Below are 17,279 nucleotides of genomic sequence, written 5' to 3'. Positions count from 1 at the left end.
CCCGTTTTAAAGCGTGAGGTCTGTTCACACGGCCACCGCCCAGAATTGCGGCGCCTGAGCCAGGGCAAAAGGGCTAAAAACCCACCAAGGGTGTTCACCCGCAAAATGCCCCTGCACATAAGGCGCGAACATCGGATGAGGCAACGCGTGCGTATCGGCATTGAGGTCGGCATGGGCAAAGTGTTGCATGCCCTGCACCTCATCCACCTGCAACCCGACAAACACGTCTTTATATTCCAGCACCAGCACCCGGCGCTGTTTGCGCAAGGGCGACAGCTCAACCCCGAAAAAGCCGCACAAATCCATGATCGGCAGCAATTGACCGCGCAGATTGGCCACGCCCTTGACCCAGGGCTTTACACCGGGCAACAAGGTGAATCGCGGCTCATGGAGGATTTCGGCAATTTCGCCCATCGGCGCCACAAAACAATGCTCGCCGATTCGAAAACCAATGCCGCTCCAGGTATCGAGCTGCGCTTGCGCAGGCACCAGGCCCGCCGCCAGCTGGCGACAGCGCTGGTCAATTTCAAGCAGCAGTTCGAAGGCAGTCAGTGAGCCAGGCATAAGGCGGCCGTCATTTAGGAGGGTTTTCTTCCAGGACTTTTTTGACCTTGAGGATCAGTTGCTCTTCATCGACCGGCTTGGTGAGGTAGCCCTTGGCCCCTTGTCGTTGTGCCCAGACCATGTCGGTTTCCTGATCCTTGGTCGTCACAACGATAACCGGAATGTGGCTGGTTTCCGGGTCCTTGGTCAGCTGGCGTGTGGCCTGAAAGCCATTGAGGCCCGGCATCACGATGTCCATCAACACGACATCGGGCTTTTCCTGACGTGCCAAGGCAACGCCGTCGGCGCCGTTTTCAGCCTTGAGCACTACGTGGCCGTGCTTTTCGAGCATGCCGGTCAATTTGTACATTTCAGTCGGCGAGTCATCGACGATCAGAATGCGAGCCATGGTGTTCCCCATTTATAAGGTGGTTGGCCGGCTGGCCGGGCTTCATTGAGCACTTTGTACGATGTTGAAGGCTGGCACATGGGCCTTGATTGCGCTCAGCAATTCATCGCGGCTAAAAGGCTTGGTCAAAAATTGATCAGAACCAACAATCCGGCCCTTGGCCTTGTCGAACAGGCCGTCCTTGGATGACAGCATGATCACGGGGGTCGACTTGAACGCCCGGTTGCTCTTGATCAGCGCGCAGGTCTGATAGCCATCCAGGCGCGGCATCATGATGTCGACAAAGATGATGTGCGGATGATGGTCAACAATTTTGGCCAGCGCGTCGAAACCGTCGATGGCGGTAATGACCTCGCAGCCCACGTTTTTCAGCAGCGTTTCGGCGGTGCGGCGAATGGTTTTCGAATCGTCGATCACCATCACCTTCAAGGCGCTGGAATGCTTTTCCATATGTGCTCTACCATCGCCACGGCGACCCATTTTGTTACAACTGTGCGACTTAAAACCCCAACTCCTTGATGGACAAGGGCTGAAAGCACTGTGCGAGCCTTTTTAGCACAGTCACGACCGTCAATCTATCGAACGGCCCAAGGCAGGCTGGAGCAGGTGGTTTTTCCTTGACCGGGGCCACACTGAGCGCCACTCTGGCGCCACTTTTCAGAGCCTTTGCGACCACTATTCATTTGAGGAATTTGCCATGAGCGTTCGAGTCGGGATTGTCATGGACCCCATTGCGGGCATCTCCTATAAAAAGGACAGCTCGCTGGCCATGTTGCTGGCCGCCCAGGAGCGCGGCTGGACCCTGTTCTACATGGAACAGCAAGACCTTTACCTGAATGAAGGCAAAGCGCGCGCCCGGATGAAGCCGCTGAAGGTGTTCGCCAACCCTGAAAAATGGTTTGAGCTGGACGCCGAGACCGACACGGCCCTGAGCGATCTGGACGTGATCCTGATGCGCAAGGACCCGCCCTTCGACATGGAGTTCGTGTACTCCACCTACCTGCTGGAGCAAGCCGAGCGTGATGGCGTACTGATCGTCAACAAGCCGCAAAGCCTGCGCGACTGCAACGAAAAACTGTTCGCCACCCAATTCACCCAGTGCACGCCGCCCACCGTGGTCAGCCGCCGCGCCGATGTGTTGCGTGAGTTCGCCGCCCTGCACGGTGACGTGATTCTCAAACCGCTGGATGGCATGGGCGGGACGTCGATTTTCCGTCACCGCGTGGGCGATCCTAACCTGTCGGTGATTCTCGAAACCCTGACCGCCAACGGCACCCAGCAAATCATGGCGCAGGGCTATTTGCCGGCGATCAAGGACGGCGACAAACGCATCCTGATGATCGACGGCGAGCCTGTCCCGTATTGCCTGGCGCGTATCCCGGCGGCTGGCGAAACCCGTGGCAACCTGGCTGCTGGCGGTCGTGGCGAAGCCCGCCCGCTAAGCGACAAGGACCGCTGGATTGCGGCTCAGGTAGGCCCGACGCTGCGTGAAAAAGGCCTGCTGTTTGTCGGTCTGGACGTCATCGGTGAGCACCTGACCGAAATTAACGTGACCAGCCCGACCTGCATCCGCGAGATCGACAACGCATTCGGCACCCATATCGGCGCCCTGCTGATGGATGCGATTGAGCGCAAGCTCGCCGCGCGCTGATCTGCAACACCCAGTAATAGGCCAACATTGCGGTATCATGCCCCCCCTGTGAAACCCGCGATGTTGGTCTTTTTGCCATGACACTCCCCAGCGACCTCCCCCCCGAACTCAGCCATAAAGGCGTGCGGGCGGCCGATCGCCTTGGATTTACCCTGTTTGTGGCGGCGCTGATTCATATCGTAGTGATTGTGGGCGTGGGGTTCAGCATGACCGAACCCAAACAGATCAGTAAAACCCTGGAGATCACGCTCTCCACATTCAAAAGCGAAAAAGCCCCGGAGAAAGCGGACTTTTTAGCGCAGGACAATCAGCAAGGCAGCGGCACACTGGATAAAAAAGCCGTGCCCAAGACCACTGAAATCGCCCCTTTCCAGGACAACACTGTCAAAAAGGTCACCCCGCCGCCCGCCGCCAAGCCCGAGCAAACCCAGGCCGCGCCCAAGGCAGCCGTGACCACCGTGGCGCCAACGCCCAAAAAAGCCCCGAGCCAGCCGCAGAAGGTCAAAACCGAAGCGGCGCCCAAGGCCAGCCTTCCAACGTTCGACAGCTCACAGCTGTCCAGCGAGATATCCAGCCTGGAGGCCGAACTGGCCAACGAGCAACAGCTGTATGCCAAGCGCCCGAAGATCTACCGCATGAGCGCGGCCTCGACCATGCGCGACAAAGGCGCCTGGTACAAAGAGGACTGGCGCAAGAAGATCGAGCGCATCGGCAACTTGAACTACCCCGAACAGGCTCGGCGCGAAAAAATCTACGGCAAGCTGCGGCTGCTGGTGTCGATCAATCGGGACGGTTCGCTGCATGAAGTGCTGGTACTTGAGTCCTCGGGCCAGCCGCTACTGGATCAGGCGGCACAACGCATCGTGCGCCTGGCCGCCCCCTTTGCACCGTTCACGGGCGACCTGGCGGACATCGACCGGCTCGAAATCATCCGCACCTGGAAGTTTGCCCAGGGCGACCGGCTTTCGAGCAACTGATACACAGGGCAGCTGTGGAAGCGGGCTTGCTCGCGATTGGAGCGCTGCGTTTTACCGTTAAACCGCGCCGCCTGTATCGCGAGCAAGCCCGCTCCCACAAAGACCCAGTAATCTTAAGCTTCAAACTTGTCAGTTCACGTTGCCAGCGCCACACTAAGACTCATGAAAAACCACGCACCGACTTACCTCAAGCATCAATTCCTGATCGCCATGCCGCACATGGCCGACCCGAACTTTGCCCACACCTTGACCTACATCGTCGAGCACACGGCCAGTGGCGCAATGGGCCTGGTGATCAATCGCCCGCTGGAGCTCAGCCTGGCGGATATTCTTGAGCAGTTGCGCCCTGAAAAACCCTCCTCGCCCCTGTGCCAGCACGTTCCGATCTACGGCGGTGGGCCGGTGATGATTGATCGGGGATTTGTCCTGCACCCCACAGGGATGAGCTTTGACGCCACAGTCGAGCTGGACGACGGACTGGCCCTCAGCACGTCAGCCGATGTGCTGTTCAGCATTGCTGACGGTCGCGGCCCCAATCGCAGCCTGATTTGCCTGGGCTATGCCGGTTGGGAAGCGGGTCAGCTGGAAGCCGAACTGGTCGACAACGCGTGGCTCACCTGTCCGTATGCCGCTGACATCCTGTTTGAAACCCCTAGCGAGCTGCGCCTCGACGCGGCCGCCAAACACCTCGGAGTTAACCTCAATTTGTTAAGCACTCAAGCAGGCCATTCCTGATGGCCGGCCTTCGTTTACTGCTGGGCTTTGATTACGGCACCCGCTCCATCGGCGTCGCTGTCGGCCAGATGATTACCGGCCAGGCCCGTGAGCTGTGCAACTTGAAAGCTGAAAATGGTATTCCCAAATGGGAAGAAATTGAAAAGCTGATCAAGGAATGGCAGCCAGACGCAATGGTGGTCGGCATGCCGTTGAACATGGACGGCACCCCAAGCGACTTCTGCGCCCGTGCGCAAAAATTTGCCAACCGTCTGAATGGCCGCTTCAATCTGCCCGTCTATACCCATGATGAACGCCTGACCACCTTCGAGGCCAAGGGCGAACGCCGGGCCCAGGGCGGTCAGCGCGGCAGTTACCGCGACAACCCCGTTGATGCCATCGCCGCCAAACTGGTGCTGCAAGGCTGGCTCGACGAAAACCCGGCTCAATCCCAAGACTGACCCGGCGCTTGAATCACTCGACCTGCCCCATTGTTTGCGCCCGCCGCTGCACGCTTTGCTGCGCGGGCCTTTAAAGGAGCCACCATGATCCTGCCTGTTCCCGCTGAACTGATCTCTCAGATGGCCCTTGATCTCAAGGCTCATCTGGCCCGTCGCGGCATCACCGAACCGCGTTTTATCGGTATCCGCACTGGCGGCATCTGGGTTGCCCAGGCGCTGCTGCGAGCACTCAACAGCGATGCTCCACTGGGTACGCTGGACGTCTCGTTCTACCGCGATGACTTCAGCCAGAACGGCCTGCACCCGCAAGTGCGCCCCTCTGAACTGCCGTTTGAAATCGAAGGCCAGCATCTGGTGCTGATCGACGACGTGCTGATGAGCGGTCGTACCATCCGCGCGGCACTGAACGAGTTGTTCGACTATGGTCGTCCGGCCAGCGTGACGCTGGTCAGCCTGCTGGACCTGGACGCGGCGGAGCTGCCGATCCGGCCTGACGTGGTGGGGGCGACCTTGTGCCTCAAGCCGAGCGAGCGAGTAAAATTGTCCGGCCCGGCCCCCCTGACACTCGAACTTCAAGACCTAGCCCTCTAAGAGACCATTGCGATGACGCCTACAGACGCCAAGCGCCCGCTGCAGCTCAATGATCAGGGCCAGCTGCGCCACTTTCTGTCGCTCGACGGTTTACGCCGTGAGCTGCTGACTGAAATCCTCGACACCGCTGACTCGTTCCTCGAAGTCGGCGCCCGAGCGGTGAAAAAAGTCCCGTTGCTGCGCGGCAAGACCGTGTGCAACGTGTTCTTCGAAAACTCCACTCGCACCCGCACCACCTTTGAAATGGCCGCCCAGCGTCTGTCTGCTGACGTGATCACGCTCAACGTGTCGACTTCGTCGGCGAGCAAGGGCGAAACCCTGCTCGACACCCTGCGCAACCTTGAAGCCATGGCCGCGGACATGTTCGTGGTGCGCCACGGCGACTCCGGCGCTGCCCACTTCATCGCTGAGCATGTGTGCCCGCAAGTAGCGATCATCAACGGCGGCGATGGCCGTCACGCGCACCCGACCCAGGGCATGCTCGACATGCTGACCATTCGTCGGCACAAGGGTGGCTTTGAAAACCTCTCGGTGGCCATCGTCGGCGACATCCTGCACTCACGGGTGGCGCGTTCAAACATGATCGCCCTCAAGACCCTCGGTTGCCCTGACATCCGCGTGATTGCGCCCAAGACCCTGCTGCCGATCGGCATCGAGCAATACGGCGTGAAGGTCTACACCGACATGACCGAAGGCCTGAAAGACGTCGACGTGGTGATCATGCTGCGCCTGCAGCGCGAGCGCATGTCCGGCGGCCTGCTGCCGAGCGAAGGCGAGTTCTACCGCCTGTTCGGCCTGACCACTGCGCGCCTGGCCGGCGCCAAGCCCGATTGCATCGTGATGCACCCGGGCCCGATCAACCGCGGCGTCGAGATCGAATCCGCCGTGGCCGATGGCCCGCACTCGGTGATTCTCAATCAAGTGACCTACGGCATTGCCGTACGCATGGCGGTGTTGTCCATGACCATGAGCGGGCAAACCGCCCAGCGCCAATTCGAACAGGAGAACGCCCAGTGAAGCTCAGCATTCTCGGCGCCCGTGTAATTGATCCGGCCACCCGGCTGGATCAAGTGACTGACCTGCACCTGGAAGCCGGCAAGATCGTTGCCATTGGCGCAGCGCCAACCGGTTTCGCCCCGACAAAGACCATTGAGGCCAAAGGCCTGGTGGCCGCGCCGGGGCTGGTTGACCTGAACGTTGCCCTGCGCGAGCCGGGTTACAGCCGCAAAGGCACCATTGCCAGCGAAACCCGCGCGGCAGCAGCCGGTGGCGTTACCAGCCTGTGCTGCCCGCCACACACCAAACCGGTCCTGGATACCTCAGCGGTAGCCGAGCTGATCCTTGACCGCGCCCGCGAAGCCGGCAACTGCAAAGTGTTCCCCATTGGTGCACTGAGCAAAGGCCTGGAGGGCGAGCAGCTTGCAGAGTTGATCGCCTTGCGCGACGCGGGCTGTGTGGCGTTTGGCAATGGCCTTAACAGCTTCACCAATACCCGCACCCTGTGCCGGGCACTGGAATACGCAGCCACTTTCGACCTGACCGTGATTTTCCACTCCCAGGACCGTGATCTGGCCGAAGGCGGTATTGCCCACGACGGCGCGATGGCCGCGTTCCGTGGCTTGCCGGGCATTCCGGAAACCGCCGAAACCGTGGCGCTGGCCCGCGATCTGCTGCTGGTTGAACAAAGCGGCGTGCGCGCCCACTTCAGCCAACTGACCAGCGCACGGGGCGTAGCCCTGATCGCCCAGGCTCAGGCACGCGGCCTCAAGGTCACCGCCGATGTGGCGCTGTATCAGCTTATTTTGACGGATGAGGCCCTGGAGGATTTCTCCAGCGTTTACCACGTGCAACCGCCGTTGCGCACCCGTGCCGACCGCGAGGGCCTGCGCGAGGCAGTGAAGTCGGGTGTGGTGCAAGCCATCTCCAGCCATCACCAGCCCCACGAGCGTGACGCTAAACTGGCACCGTTCGGCGCAACCGAGCCGGGCATGAGCAGTGTTGAAGTCTTGCTGCCGCTGGCGATGACACTGGTAGAAGACGGCCTGCTGGACTTGCCGACACTGCTTTCTCGCCTCAGCGCAGGCCCGGCTCAGGCCCTGCGCCTGCCGGCCGGCAAACTGGCGGTGGGTTCGGCTGCAGATCTGGTGCTGTTTGACCCGGCGGCCTCGACCCTGGTCGGTGAAAAATGGCTTTCCAAAGGCGACAACTGCCCGTTCCTCGGCCATTGCCTGCCGAGTGCCGTGCGGTACACGTTGGTGGATGGCCGGATCAGTTACGAAGGCTAACGCGCTGCACATAATCTGTCGCCGTGGGAGCGAGCCTGCTCGCGAAGATCATTCGCGAGCAGGCTCGCTCCCACAGGGGCAGGGCTTGTGAGTTAACGACGCTCTGCGTTCTTGATCGAGATCTGGGTATTCAAGGTCCAGAAGTCATACAGGATACCGATCAGAAACAAACCGCCGGTAAACAGGTAGATGATCCCTGTGATCCATTTGCCCATGTACATGCGGTGTACGCCGAACAACCCCAGAAACGTCAGCAGAATCCAGGCCACGCTATAGTCGGTGTCGCCTGAGGTGAATCGCAAGTCAGCTTCACGGTCCATGCTCGGGATCAGGAACAAGTCGATCAACCAGCCAATTCCCAATAAGCCCAAGGTGAAAAACCAGATCGTCCCGGTCACCGGCTTGCCGTAATAGAAGCGATGCGCTCCCAGAAAACCAAAAATCCACAGCAGGTAGCCCAGCACTTTGCTGTGAGTATCGCGCTGTATATCGTCTCGATAGCCGCTCATAAATGCCCTCTGTGCTGCTGATAGAAAAATATTGTGAAGTTTTTTGTGACTTTTTTACTGTCGTGCAAAAGGTAAAAGTGTCTTACAAGAAATGGCGCAAAGCCTTGTAGGACCTGACCTGTACCCTTCTCATGTGACAATTTGCCACCACGTTTGCGGAATTTGACCCCATAGTCCAACTGACAAATGGCCTGAGAAAGGACAAAAAAGCTGTTATAAAGTTTCGCGTTTACAACCATTGAGCCCTGCCGAATGCGTCCTATATTCAAGACATGGCTAACCATTTGCCTATTATTGCCACTGGCCGCCCACGCCACCAATCGTGAGCAACATCTTCCTTCAGGCTTCACTGGCTACACCGCAAAATCATCTGCGGGCGCCACTTACGTTGCCTCTAACAGCAAGACCGTAGCACGTCCTGCAACCAGTAAAGCCCACCGCAAAGCCCCAGGCAAAATTGCGACCGCTTCCCTGGCAGCCGCCAACAAGCAAAGCAGCACGGTCCTGAGCCGCGCTGTAAACGTGTTGGGTACCCCTTATCGTTGGGGCGGCAGCAGCCCAAGCAAAGGGTTTGACTGCAGCGGCCTGGTCAAATACGCCTTTAATGACGTTGCGGCAGTCGATTTGCCTCGCACCTCCAGCGAAATGGCCAGCGGTCATGGTCAAAAGGTCGAACGCAAGGACTTGAAGCCTGGCGACCTGCTGTTTTTCAACATCAAGAGCCGCAAGGTCAACCACGTTGCCATTTACCTGGGCAACGACCGGTTTATCCACGCCCCGCGTCGCGGCAAGTCGGTGACTATCGACACGCTGAAAAAGCCTTACTGGCAGAGCCACTACGTGGTCGCCAAGCGCGTATTACCTAAAGAGAAAACCCCGCTGCAGGTTGTGCAACGCTAAAGCTGTGGGAGCGGGCTTGCTCGCGATGGGAGCGATGTGGTTCACCCGCTGAACCGCGCCGCCTGGATCGCGAGCAAGCCCGCTCCCACAGAAACAACACCCCCACCCCGTTATTGCGTCTGCCCCTGCTCTCTCAGCCGGTTCAGACCCATCTCCAGCGTCTGCATGCCCACCGCTGCGCCGGTCTGGATTGCTGAAACCATCTGCGCCACCTTGTTCTCCCGAATCAGATGTCGAATCGCAGGCGTCGCCAACATGATTTCGTGAGCCGCCACACGCCCCCCGCCTATTTTTTTCACCAGCGTCTGGGAAACCACGGCCTGCAGTGACTCTGAAAGCATGGCCCGCACCATCGCCTTTTCGTCGCCTGGAAACACATCCACCATACGGTCGACGGTCTTGGCCGCCGACGATGTGTGCAATGTGGCTAACACCAGATGCCCGGTTTCGGCCGCGGTCAGCGCCAGCCTTATGGTGTCCAGGTCACGCATCTCGCCCAGCATGATCACATCCGGGTCTTCACGCATGGCCGAACGCAAGGCAGCTGCAAAACTGTGGGTATGGCGATACACCTCACGCTGGCTGATCAGGGATTGACGCGGCTCGTGGATAAATTCGATGGGGTCTTCAAGGGTGAGGATGTGCCGTTGGCAGGTGCGATTGAGGTGATCAATCATTGCCGCCAGGGTGGTGGTTTTGCCCGAACCCGTCGCCCCCGTGACCAGGACCAGCCCGTGAGGGGCATGACAGAGCTGACTGAATACGTCACCCAGACCCAACGATTCAAGGCTGGGCACCTCTTGGCCGATGCGCCGAAACACCGCCCCGGGGCCACGCTGCTGCTCGAAAGCATTGACCCTAAAGCGGCCCAGCTCCGGCAAGGCGTACGCAAAATCGGCTTCGAGGTGCGCCTCGAACCCGCGGCGCTGTGCTTCACTCATGATGCCGTGAACAAGCCCTCGCACCTGATCTGCCCCCAGCACCGGAAAATCGCAGCGCTGCATGTCACCGTCTATGCGCAGCATCGGCACCACGCCAGCTGACAGGTGCAAGTCCGAAGCCCCGTGATTGACGCTGAACGCCAACAGGTCGGCGATATCCATCCCCCCTCCCAATTCCAGTAGAATGCCGCAGACTTTCACAACGGCGGGCTTAAACGAATGTCCACGATAGCAGGCAACATTGCGCAGGTTGAGGCACGCATTCGTGCAGCTGCCCTGGCTGTGCAACGTGATGTAACGAGCATTCACCTGCTCGCTGTCAGCAAGACCAAACCTGCCGCCGCACTGCGTGAAGCCTATGCCGCAGGGGTTCGCGACTTTGGCGAAAACTACCTGCAGGAAGCCCGCGCCAAACAGGTTGAATTAGCCGACCTGCCCTTGTGTTGGCACTTCATCGGCCCCATTCAATCGAACAAGACGCGCGACATCGCCGAGCATTTTGCGTGGGTGCATTCCGTGGACCGGCTCAAGATTGCCCAGCGTTTGTCTGACCAACGCCCGGCAGACTTGCCGCCGCTCAATATCTGCATTCAAGTCAATGTCAGTGGCGAGGCCAGTAAGTCGGGCTGTAACCCGGCAGACTTGCCTGCGCTGGCGGCCGCTATCAGCGGGCTGCCACGCTTGAAACTGCGCGGCTTGATGGCGATTCCGGAACCCACTGAAGACCGCGCCGAGCAGGACGCCGCCTTTGCGACGGTCCGCACGCTGCAAGAGAGCCTGAACATGGGGCTCGACACGCTTTCGATGGGCATGAGCCACGACCTAGAGTCAGCTATTGCCCAAGGCGCCACCTGGGTGCGTATTGGCACCGCATTGTTTGGTGCCCGCGACTACGGCCAGGCCTGAAAGGGCCTCTCTCATTTATTAAAAGGATCGGTTATGAGCAAAACGCGTATTGCCTTTATCGGCGCCGGCAACATGGCTTCCAGCCTGATCGGCGGCCTGCTGGCCAAGGGTCTGGATGCAGCACAGATCCGCGCCAGCGATCCCGGTGCCGAGACCCGGGCCAAAGTAGCCGCCGAGCACGGTATCGAACTGTTTGCCGATAACGACCAAGCCATTCAAGACGCCGATGTGATTGTGATCGCGGTCAAGCCACAGGCCATGAAAGCCGTGTGCCAGGCCTTGCGCCCGCACCTTCTGCCGCACCAGTTGCTGGTATCGATTGCCGCCGGTATTACCTGCGCCAGCATGCTCAACTGGCTGGGCAGTCAACCGCTGGTGCGCTGCATGCCCAACACCCCCGCGCTGCTGGGCAAAGGCGTGAGCGGATTGTACGCCACGACCGACGTCAGCACCGAGCAACGCCAACTGGCCGAGCAACTGTTGAGCGCTGTGGGCATTGCGCTGTGGGTTGATACCGAAGCACAGATCGATGCTGTGACCGCAGTGTCCGGCAGCGGCCCGGCGTATTTCTTCTTGCTGATCGAAGCGATGACTGATGCTGGCGTCAAGCTCGGCCTGCCCCGCGAAGTCGCCAAGCAGCTTGCCGAGCAGACTGCTCTGGGCGCCGCGCACATGGCCGTGGGCAGCGACGTCGACGCCGCTGAGCTGCGCCGCCGCGTCACCTCGCCAGCCGGGACCACCGAAGCTGCAATCAAATCATTCCAGGCCGACGGCTTCGCAGCCTCAGTCGAAAAAGCATTGAGTGCCGCCGCGCACCGCTCGGCCGAAATGGCCGAACAACTGGGTCAATAAGGAGCACATGATGTCAGGACTAAATGGCGCAGCCATTTTCGTAATTCAAACCCTGGGTAGCCTCTACCTGCTGATCGTACTGCTGCGATTCATCCTGCAGCTGGTGCGCGCCAACTTCTACAACCCGCTGTGCCAGTTCACGGTCAAGGCCACCCAGCCTCTGCTCAAGCCTCTGCGCCGGGTGATTCCAAGCCTGTTCGGCCTGGACATGTCCTCGCTGGTGCTGGCTATCGTCGTGCAGATGGTGATTTTCGCCGTGGTACTGACGCTCAGCTACATGTCGTTCAACATACTGGGCTTGCTGCTCTGGGCCATCATTGGCGTGACGGCCCTGTTTTTGAAGGTGTTCTTCTTCGCCATGATCATCAGCGTGATCCTGTCGTGGGTTGCGCCGGGCAGCACCAGCCCGGGCGCTGAACTGGTCAACCAGATCACCGAGCCTGCCCTGGCACCGTTCCGCCGCTTTCTGCCGAGCATGGGCGGCCTGGATATTTCGCCGATCCTGGCATTTATGGTGATTCAATTGATCCAGAGCTACGTGATCCCGCCGTTGGCGATGTACGTCGGGATGCCGGTCGTGTTGTTCGGCCTGATCTGATGAGCTACTTCCGTTGGGACGGCGAGGACTTGATTCTCGACTGTCACCTGCAACCCAAGGCCAGCAGCGATGAATTTGCCGGCCTGCACGGTGACCGTCTGAAAATCCGCCTCACCGCCCCTCCGGTTGAAGGCAAGGCCAATGCCCACCTGATGGCTTTTCTGGCCAAGGCGTTTGGCATCTCCAAAAGCCAGGTAAGCCTGATCAGCGGCGAACTGAACCGTCAGAAACGGGTGCGCTTGCACGGCCCGAAAAAACTGCCGGACCTGCCGGGGCTGGCCAGGCCCACACTTTCGTAGCATCTGGCGAAGGAACGAGGCTGCGTTCGATTGCGAAGCGATCGTAAAACCAGCATGTCCTCTTTAACTGACACACCGCATTACCTGAAATTACGACGGCTTCGCCGCCGAACGCAGCCTCGTTCCTTCGCCAGCGGCTACGGAATTTCTTGTCCTTGCTGCTGGGTCCCCCGCTCATTAGACTTACGCCTCATTTAAATGAGAGCAGGGTCGATGCCAGCTGCCTTTCCCCCCGATTCCGTTGGTCTGGTTGTGCCGCAAACGGCGCACTTCAACGAGCCCCTGGCGTTAGCCTGCGGCCGCTCGCTGCCTGCCTACGACCTGATTTACGAAACCTACGGCCAGCTCAATGCCACCGCCAGTAATGCGGTACTGATCTGTCATGCGCTGTCAGGGCACCATCATGCGGCGGGCTATCACAGCGCCGATGATCGCAAGCCCGGCTGGTGGGACAGTTGCATCGGTCCCGGCAAGCCTATCGACACCAACAAGTTCTTCGTCGTCAGCCTGAACAACCTGGGCGGCTGCAACGGCTCTACCGGCCCCAGCAGCATCAACCCCGAGACCGGTCGCCCGTTTGGCGCCGAGTTCCCGGTATTGACCGTCGAGGACTGGGTCCACAGCCAGGCTCGTCTGGCCGAACGGCTGGGGATCTACCAGTGGGCTGCCGTAATCGGTGGCAGCCTGGGCGGCATGCAGGCACTGCAGTGGAGCATCAGTTACCCGGATCGCCTGCGCCATTGCCTGGCGATTGCCTCAGCACCCAAGTTGTCTGCGCAAAATATTGCGTTCAACGAAGTCGCCCGTCAGGCCATCCTCACTGACCCTGAGTTCCACGGCGGTTCGTTCCAGGAAAAAGGCGTGATCCCCAAGCGCGGCCTGATGCTGGCACGCATGGTAGGGCACATCACTTATCTGTCCGATGACTCGATGGGTGAAAAATTTGGCCGAGGCCTGAAAAACGAAAACCTCAACTACGACTTCCACAGCGTCGAGTTCCAGGTCGAGAGCTACCTGCGTTATCAGGGCGAAGAGTTCTCCGGGCGTTTCGACGCCAATACCTACCTGCTGATGACCAAGGCGCTGGACTACTTCGACCCGGCGGCCAATTTCGATGACGACCTGGCTAAAACCTTTGCCGGGGCCAAGGCGCGCTTTTGCGTGATGTCGTTCACCACCGACTGGCGCTTTTCGCCGGCCCGTTCGCGGGAGCTGGTGGATGCACTGATGGCCGCGAAAAAAGACGTGTGCTACCTCGAAATCGACGCTCCGCAGGGCCATGACGCCTTCCTGATCCCGATCCCGCGCTACCTGCAAGCCTTCAGCAATTACATGAACCGAATAGAACTGTGAGAACGCCATGAGAGCCGACCTGGAAATCATCCAAGACTGGATCCCCGCCGGCAGCCGCGTGCTCGACCTCGGTTGTGGTGATGGTGAACTGCTGAGCTGGCTGCGCGACAACAAGCAAGTCACCGGCTACGGCCTGGAAAACGACCCGGACAACATCGCCGAGTGCGTCGCCAAGGGCATCAACGTTATCGAGCAAGACCTCGACAAAGGCCTGGGCAACTTCGCCAGCAACAGTTTCGACATCGTGGTCATGACTCAGGCGCTTCAAGCCGTGCATTACCCCGACCGGATTCTCGACGAGATGCTGCGCGTCGGTCGTCAGTGCATCATTACCTTCCCCAACTTCGGTCACTGGCGCTGCCGTTGGTACCTGGCCAGCAAGGGACGGATGCCGGTTTCCGACTTTCTGCCCTACACCTGGTACAACACGCCAAACATCCACTTCTGCACCTTCGAAGACTTCGAAGCGCTATGCCGTGGTCGTGAAGCCCAAGTGATCAACCGCCTCGCAGTCGACCAGCAACACCGGCACGGGTGGGCAAGCAAGATATGGCCTAACCTGTTGGGCGAGATTGGCATTTATCGTGTCAGCAGCCCTGGCCTTCAGGATCATCAGGTCGCGGTTTAAACCAGCAAGTTCAAGGAGAGTGAAAATGGGTCGTATTGGATTACTACTGCTTTCAATGTGTTTTGGCATGCAGGCTTTGGCCAGTGATGGTGCATCTGCCCAGCGTCAGCAGACGTTTGGCGACACAACGGTGTACTACAACGCGTTCCCGTCAACTTTCCTGACGCCGCAAATTGCCAATGAAGTTCAAGTCACCCGCAGCAAAACCAATGCGGTACTGAACATAACCCTGAACAAGGGCGGCAAAAACATTGCAGCCAACGTTCAGGGCACGGTCCAGAGTGGCGATGGTAAACCGACACCGCTGACGTTCCGGCAGGTGGGCAAGAACGGCGAAATCAACTATCTGGCCCAGTTCCCGGTGGCCGGCCCGCAAACCTTCTCCTTCAAGGTGGATGTGAAGGCGGGCGGCGCAACCTCTGAAACCATCCAATTTTCTCAAATGGTCGCTCCAATCGAATGATGAACCTCACGCAACTGGTACTGGCTAGCCACAACGCCGGCAAACTCAAAGAACTTCAGGCCATGCTCGGCGAGTCGGTGCAGTTGCGCTCGATTGGAGAGTTCAGCAACGTCGAACCGGATGAAACCGGTTTGTCGTTTGTTGAAAACGCGATTCTCAAAGCCCGCAATGCGGCGCGCATCTCGGGTTTGCCGGCACTGGCCGACGATTCGGGGCTGGCGGTGGACTTTCTGGGCGGTGCACCGGGCATCTACTCGGCGCGTTTTGCCGATGGCAAAGGTGACGCGGCGAATAACGCCAAGCTGCTTGAAGCCCTCAAGGACGTGCCTGAAGCCGAGCGCGGCGCGCAGTTTGTCTGCGTGCTGGCGCTGGTGCGTCATGCCGATGATCCGCTACCGATTATCTGCGAAGGCTTGTGGCACGGGCGCATCCTGCCTGCCGCCAGCGGCGAACACGGTTTTGGCTATGACCCGCTGTTCTGGGTACCGGAGCGCAACTGCTCCAGCGCCGAACTCAGCCCGAGCGAGAAAAACCAGCTGAGCCATCGTGCCCGGGCCATGGTTCTTCTGCGTCAGCGTTTGGGCCTGAAATGACCCACGACACACCTCCACAGCCGCTCTACCTGGGCGCGGCTGGCTTTACCCAGCAGGCGCCACGCGCACCGCTGAGCCAATTGCCACCCCTGTCGCTGTATATCCATATTCCGTGGTGCGTGCGCAAATGCCCGTATTGCGACTTCAACTCCCACACCGCCAGCCCCGTGCTGCCCGAAGACGAATACGTCGACGCGCTGCTGGCCGATCTCGATCAGGACTTGCAGGCCGTTTATGGCCGAGAGCTGAGCTCGATTTTCTTTGGCGGCGGCACACCGAGCCTGTTCAGCGCGCAATCGCTAGGGCGCCTGCTCAAAGGCGTTGAAGCGCGCATCCCGTTTGCCAGCGACATTGAAATCACCCTGGAAGCCAACCCCGGTACATTCGAGCAGGACAAGTTCGTGGCGTACCGCCAGCTGGGGATCAATCGCCTGTCGATTGGCATCCAGAGCTTCCAGCAGGAAAAACTGCAGGCACTGGGCCGCATCCACAACGGTGACGAGGCCGTGCGTGCAGCCGGGATGGCGCGCCAGGCGGGCTTTGATAACTTCAACCTGGACTTGATGCACGGCTTACCCGATCAGTCGCTGGAGGACGCCCTGAGCGACCTGCGCCAGGCTATCGCACTCAAGCCGACGCACCTGTCGTGGTATCAGCTAACACTGGAGCCCAACACAGTGTTCTGGAACCAGCCTCCGGTCCTGCCTGAAGACGACACTTTGTGGGATATCCAGGAAGCCGGTCAGGCGCTGCTCGCCGAACACGGCTACGCCCAGTACGAAGTTTCGGCTTATGCCCAGCCCGGTCGGCCGGCGCGGCACAACCTCAACTACTGGAGCTTCGGCGACTTTATCGGCATCGGCGCCGGCGCCCACGGCAAGTTGAGCCATCCCGATGGCCGTATCGTGCGTACCTGGAAAACCCGTCTACCGAAGGATTACCTGAATCCAGCTAAAAACTTTCAAGCAGGCGAGAAAACCCTTACAGCCGAAGAGCTACCCTTCGAGTTTCTAATGAACGCCTTGCGTCTGACTGATGGCGTTGACTCGGCGCTCTACCCTCAGCGCACCGGACTACCCCTCGACAGCCTGAACATTGGACGCAAAGAAGCAGAACAAAGTGGCTTATTGCAGGTCGAACCGTCACGACTGGCGGCTACCGCCCGAGGCCAGCTGTTTCTCAACGACTTGCTGCAGCACTTTTTGACTTAAGGAACTCGAATGGACTTGGTACTTGACCTGCTTGCCACCGTGTCGCGCTGGAGCCGCAGTCACCTTTCAGAAATCGCTCTGGCCCTGATCGGCTGCGTGCTGGTGCTGTTTGGCGCCGACTTCAAGGGCTGGGTCGAACAGCGTCTGGGCAGTATCGCGGGCGCCTTGCGCGTACCGCTGATGGCCTTGCTTTGCCTGATCGGCAGCGGCGCTGCCTTGATCTACGCTACACCGTGGGTCGAGCGCGGTCTGAGTCAATTTAATAACTACAGTCTGGCGCCGGTGTTGTTGGTAGTGCTGGTGTTGATCGGGGTTGTGGCGGATCGGCGCTGAGACCACATAACTGCTGTGGGAGCGGGCTTGCTCGCGATAGTATCGCCGGGGTCTGCAGGTAG

The 17,279-nt window shown here is 59.5% G+C and carries 23 protein-coding genes; 18 read left to right on the top strand and 5 right to left on the bottom strand.

Features of this window, described 5'->3' with window-relative positions; genetic code table 11:
- Positions 1-24: 24 nt before the first annotated feature.
- From TU76_RS21850 to pilG, 3 genes are read right to left on the bottom strand one after another with little or no spacing between them, the layout of a single operon-like run.
- Positions 25-564, bottom strand: coding sequence for a chemotaxis protein CheW (locus tag TU76_RS21850; protein ID WP_048352498.1), 540 nt, complete (start codon positions 562-564; stop codon positions 25-27).
- Positions 565-574: 10 nt separating this feature from the next.
- Positions 575-952 carry a twitching motility response regulator PilH gene (pilH, locus tag TU76_RS21845; protein WP_019828023.1) on the bottom strand — a complete coding sequence of 126 codons (378 nt, stop codon included), beginning with the start codon at positions 950-952 and terminating at the stop codon, positions 575-577.
- 42 nt (positions 953-994) lie between these two features.
- Complete coding sequence (pilG, locus tag TU76_RS21840) at positions 995-1,402, bottom strand: twitching motility response regulator PilG (protein WP_019828024.1); 408 nt, start codon at positions 1,400-1,402, stop codon at positions 995-997.
- A 247-nt stretch (positions 1,403-1,649) separates the two neighbouring features.
- Here pilG and gshB point away from each other — a divergent pair, with 247 nt between their 5' ends.
- From gshB to TU76_RS21805, 7 genes are all read left to right on the top strand, one after another.
- The gene (gene gshB / locus TU76_RS21835; RefSeq protein WP_046810386.1) at positions 1,650-2,603 is read left to right on the top strand and encodes a glutathione synthase; all 954 of its coding nucleotides are present in this window, start codon (positions 1,650-1,652) and stop codon (positions 2,601-2,603) included.
- A gap of 77 nt (positions 2,604-2,680) precedes the next feature.
- Entirely contained in the window at positions 2,681-3,580 is a 900-nt protein-coding gene (locus tag TU76_RS21830; RefSeq protein ID WP_048352497.1) for an energy transducer TonB, read from the top strand.
- 162 nt (positions 3,581-3,742) lie between these two features.
- Positions 3,743-4,315: a YqgE/AlgH family protein gene (locus TU76_RS21825; RefSeq protein ID WP_019828028.1), complete on the top strand. Its 573-nt coding sequence runs from the start codon at positions 3,743-3,745 to the stop codon at positions 4,313-4,315.
- Positions 4,315-4,755 carry a Holliday junction resolvase RuvX gene (ruvX, locus tag TU76_RS21820; protein WP_019828031.1) on the top strand — a complete coding sequence of 147 codons (441 nt, stop codon included), beginning with the start codon at positions 4,315-4,317 and terminating at the stop codon, positions 4,753-4,755. The genes TU76_RS21825 and ruvX overlap by 1 nt, the downstream gene beginning before the upstream one ends.
- A gap of 84 nt (positions 4,756-4,839) precedes the next feature.
- Positions 4,840-5,346, top strand: a complete 507-nt coding sequence (pyrR, locus tag TU76_RS21815) for a bifunctional pyr operon transcriptional regulator/uracil phosphoribosyltransferase PyrR (protein ID WP_019828032.1) — start codon at positions 4,840-4,842, stop codon at positions 5,344-5,346.
- Positions 5,347-5,358: 12 nt separating this feature from the next.
- Entirely contained in the window at positions 5,359-6,363 is a 1,005-nt protein-coding gene (locus TU76_RS21810) for an aspartate carbamoyltransferase catalytic subunit (protein ID WP_019828034.1), read from the top strand.
- Positions 6,360-7,631 carry a dihydroorotase gene (locus TU76_RS21805; protein WP_019828035.1) on the top strand — a complete coding sequence of 424 codons (1,272 nt, stop codon included), beginning with the start codon at positions 6,360-6,362 and terminating at the stop codon, positions 7,629-7,631. Before TU76_RS21810 ends, TU76_RS21805 begins: the two co-directional genes overlap by 4 nt.
- A gap of 92 nt (positions 7,632-7,723) precedes the next feature.
- On the opposite strand, the gene TU76_RS21800 is transcribed toward TU76_RS21805, so the two are convergent.
- A complete protein-coding gene (locus TU76_RS21800; protein ID WP_019828036.1) occupies positions 7,724-8,140 on the bottom strand; it encodes an NINE protein in 417 nt (138 codons plus the stop codon).
- Between the two features lie 252 nt (positions 8,141-8,392).
- On the opposite strand from TU76_RS21800, the gene TU76_RS21790 reads away from it, so the two are divergent.
- The gene (locus tag TU76_RS21790) at positions 8,393-9,040 is read left to right on the top strand and encodes a C40 family peptidase (protein ID WP_046810383.1); all 648 of its coding nucleotides are present in this window, start codon (positions 8,393-8,395) and stop codon (positions 9,038-9,040) included.
- A gap of 110 nt (positions 9,041-9,150) precedes the next feature.
- Here TU76_RS21790 and TU76_RS21785 read toward each other — a convergent pair whose 3' ends face one another.
- Entirely contained in the window at positions 9,151-10,143 is a 993-nt protein-coding gene (locus TU76_RS21785; protein ID WP_048352496.1) for a type IV pilus twitching motility protein PilT, read from the bottom strand.
- A gap of 57 nt (positions 10,144-10,200) precedes the next feature.
- On the opposite strand from TU76_RS21785, the gene TU76_RS21780 reads away from it, so the two are divergent.
- From TU76_RS21780 to TU76_RS21735, 10 genes are all read left to right on the top strand, one after another.
- On the top strand, positions 10,201-10,887 hold the full coding sequence (locus TU76_RS21780; protein ID WP_019828040.1) for a YggS family pyridoxal phosphate-dependent enzyme: 687 nt from the start codon (positions 10,201-10,203) through the stop codon (positions 10,885-10,887).
- 33 nt (positions 10,888-10,920) lie between these two features.
- The gene (proC, locus tag TU76_RS21775; protein ID WP_019828041.1) at positions 10,921-11,739 is read left to right on the top strand and encodes a pyrroline-5-carboxylate reductase; all 819 of its coding nucleotides are present in this window, start codon (positions 10,921-10,923) and stop codon (positions 11,737-11,739) included.
- Positions 11,740-11,749: 10 nt separating this feature from the next.
- Entirely contained in the window at positions 11,750-12,337 is a 588-nt protein-coding gene (locus tag TU76_RS21770) for a YggT family protein (RefSeq protein ID WP_019828042.1), read from the top strand.
- Positions 12,337-12,636, top strand: a complete 300-nt coding sequence (locus tag TU76_RS21765; protein ID WP_048352495.1) for a DUF167 domain-containing protein — start codon at positions 12,337-12,339, stop codon at positions 12,634-12,636. Before TU76_RS21770 ends, TU76_RS21765 begins: the two co-directional genes overlap by 1 nt.
- Positions 12,637-12,849: 213 nt before the next feature.
- Complete coding sequence (metX, locus tag TU76_RS21760) at positions 12,850-13,989, top strand: homoserine O-succinyltransferase MetX (protein WP_046810381.1); 1,140 nt, start codon at positions 12,850-12,852, stop codon at positions 13,987-13,989.
- 7 nt (positions 13,990-13,996) lie between these two features.
- Entirely contained in the window at positions 13,997-14,617 is a 621-nt protein-coding gene (gene metW, locus TU76_RS21755) for a methionine biosynthesis protein MetW (RefSeq protein WP_019828045.1), read from the top strand.
- Positions 14,618-14,642: 25 nt separating this feature from the next.
- Positions 14,643-15,080 (top strand): DUF4426 domain-containing protein, encoded by a 438-nt coding sequence (locus TU76_RS21750; RefSeq protein ID WP_019828046.1) that lies wholly within the window; start codon positions 14,643-14,645, stop codon positions 15,078-15,080.
- Complete coding sequence (gene rdgB / locus TU76_RS21745; RefSeq protein WP_048352494.1) at positions 15,077-15,673, top strand: RdgB/HAM1 family non-canonical purine NTP pyrophosphatase; 597 nt, start codon at positions 15,077-15,079, stop codon at positions 15,671-15,673. Before TU76_RS21750 ends, rdgB begins: the two co-directional genes overlap by 4 nt.
- Positions 15,670-16,884: a radical SAM family heme chaperone HemW gene (gene hemW / locus TU76_RS21740; RefSeq protein WP_046810380.1), complete on the top strand. Its 1,215-nt coding sequence runs from the start codon at positions 15,670-15,672 to the stop codon at positions 16,882-16,884. The genes rdgB and hemW overlap by 4 nt, the downstream gene beginning before the upstream one ends.
- Positions 16,885-16,893: 9 nt before the next feature.
- On the top strand, positions 16,894-17,217 hold the full coding sequence (locus tag TU76_RS21735) for a DUF3392 domain-containing protein (RefSeq protein WP_019828049.1): 324 nt from the start codon (positions 16,894-16,896) through the stop codon (positions 17,215-17,217).
- Positions 17,218-17,279: the final 62 nt, after the last annotated feature.

It is taken from the genome of Pseudomonas psychrophila (assembly GCF_001043005.1).
GTDB classification, from domain to species: domain Bacteria; phylum Pseudomonadota; class Gammaproteobacteria; order Pseudomonadales; family Pseudomonadaceae; genus Aquipseudomonas; species Aquipseudomonas psychrophila.
Note: the sequence above shows the minus strand (reverse complement) of the source record. Positions and strands in the feature narration are given on the sequence as shown.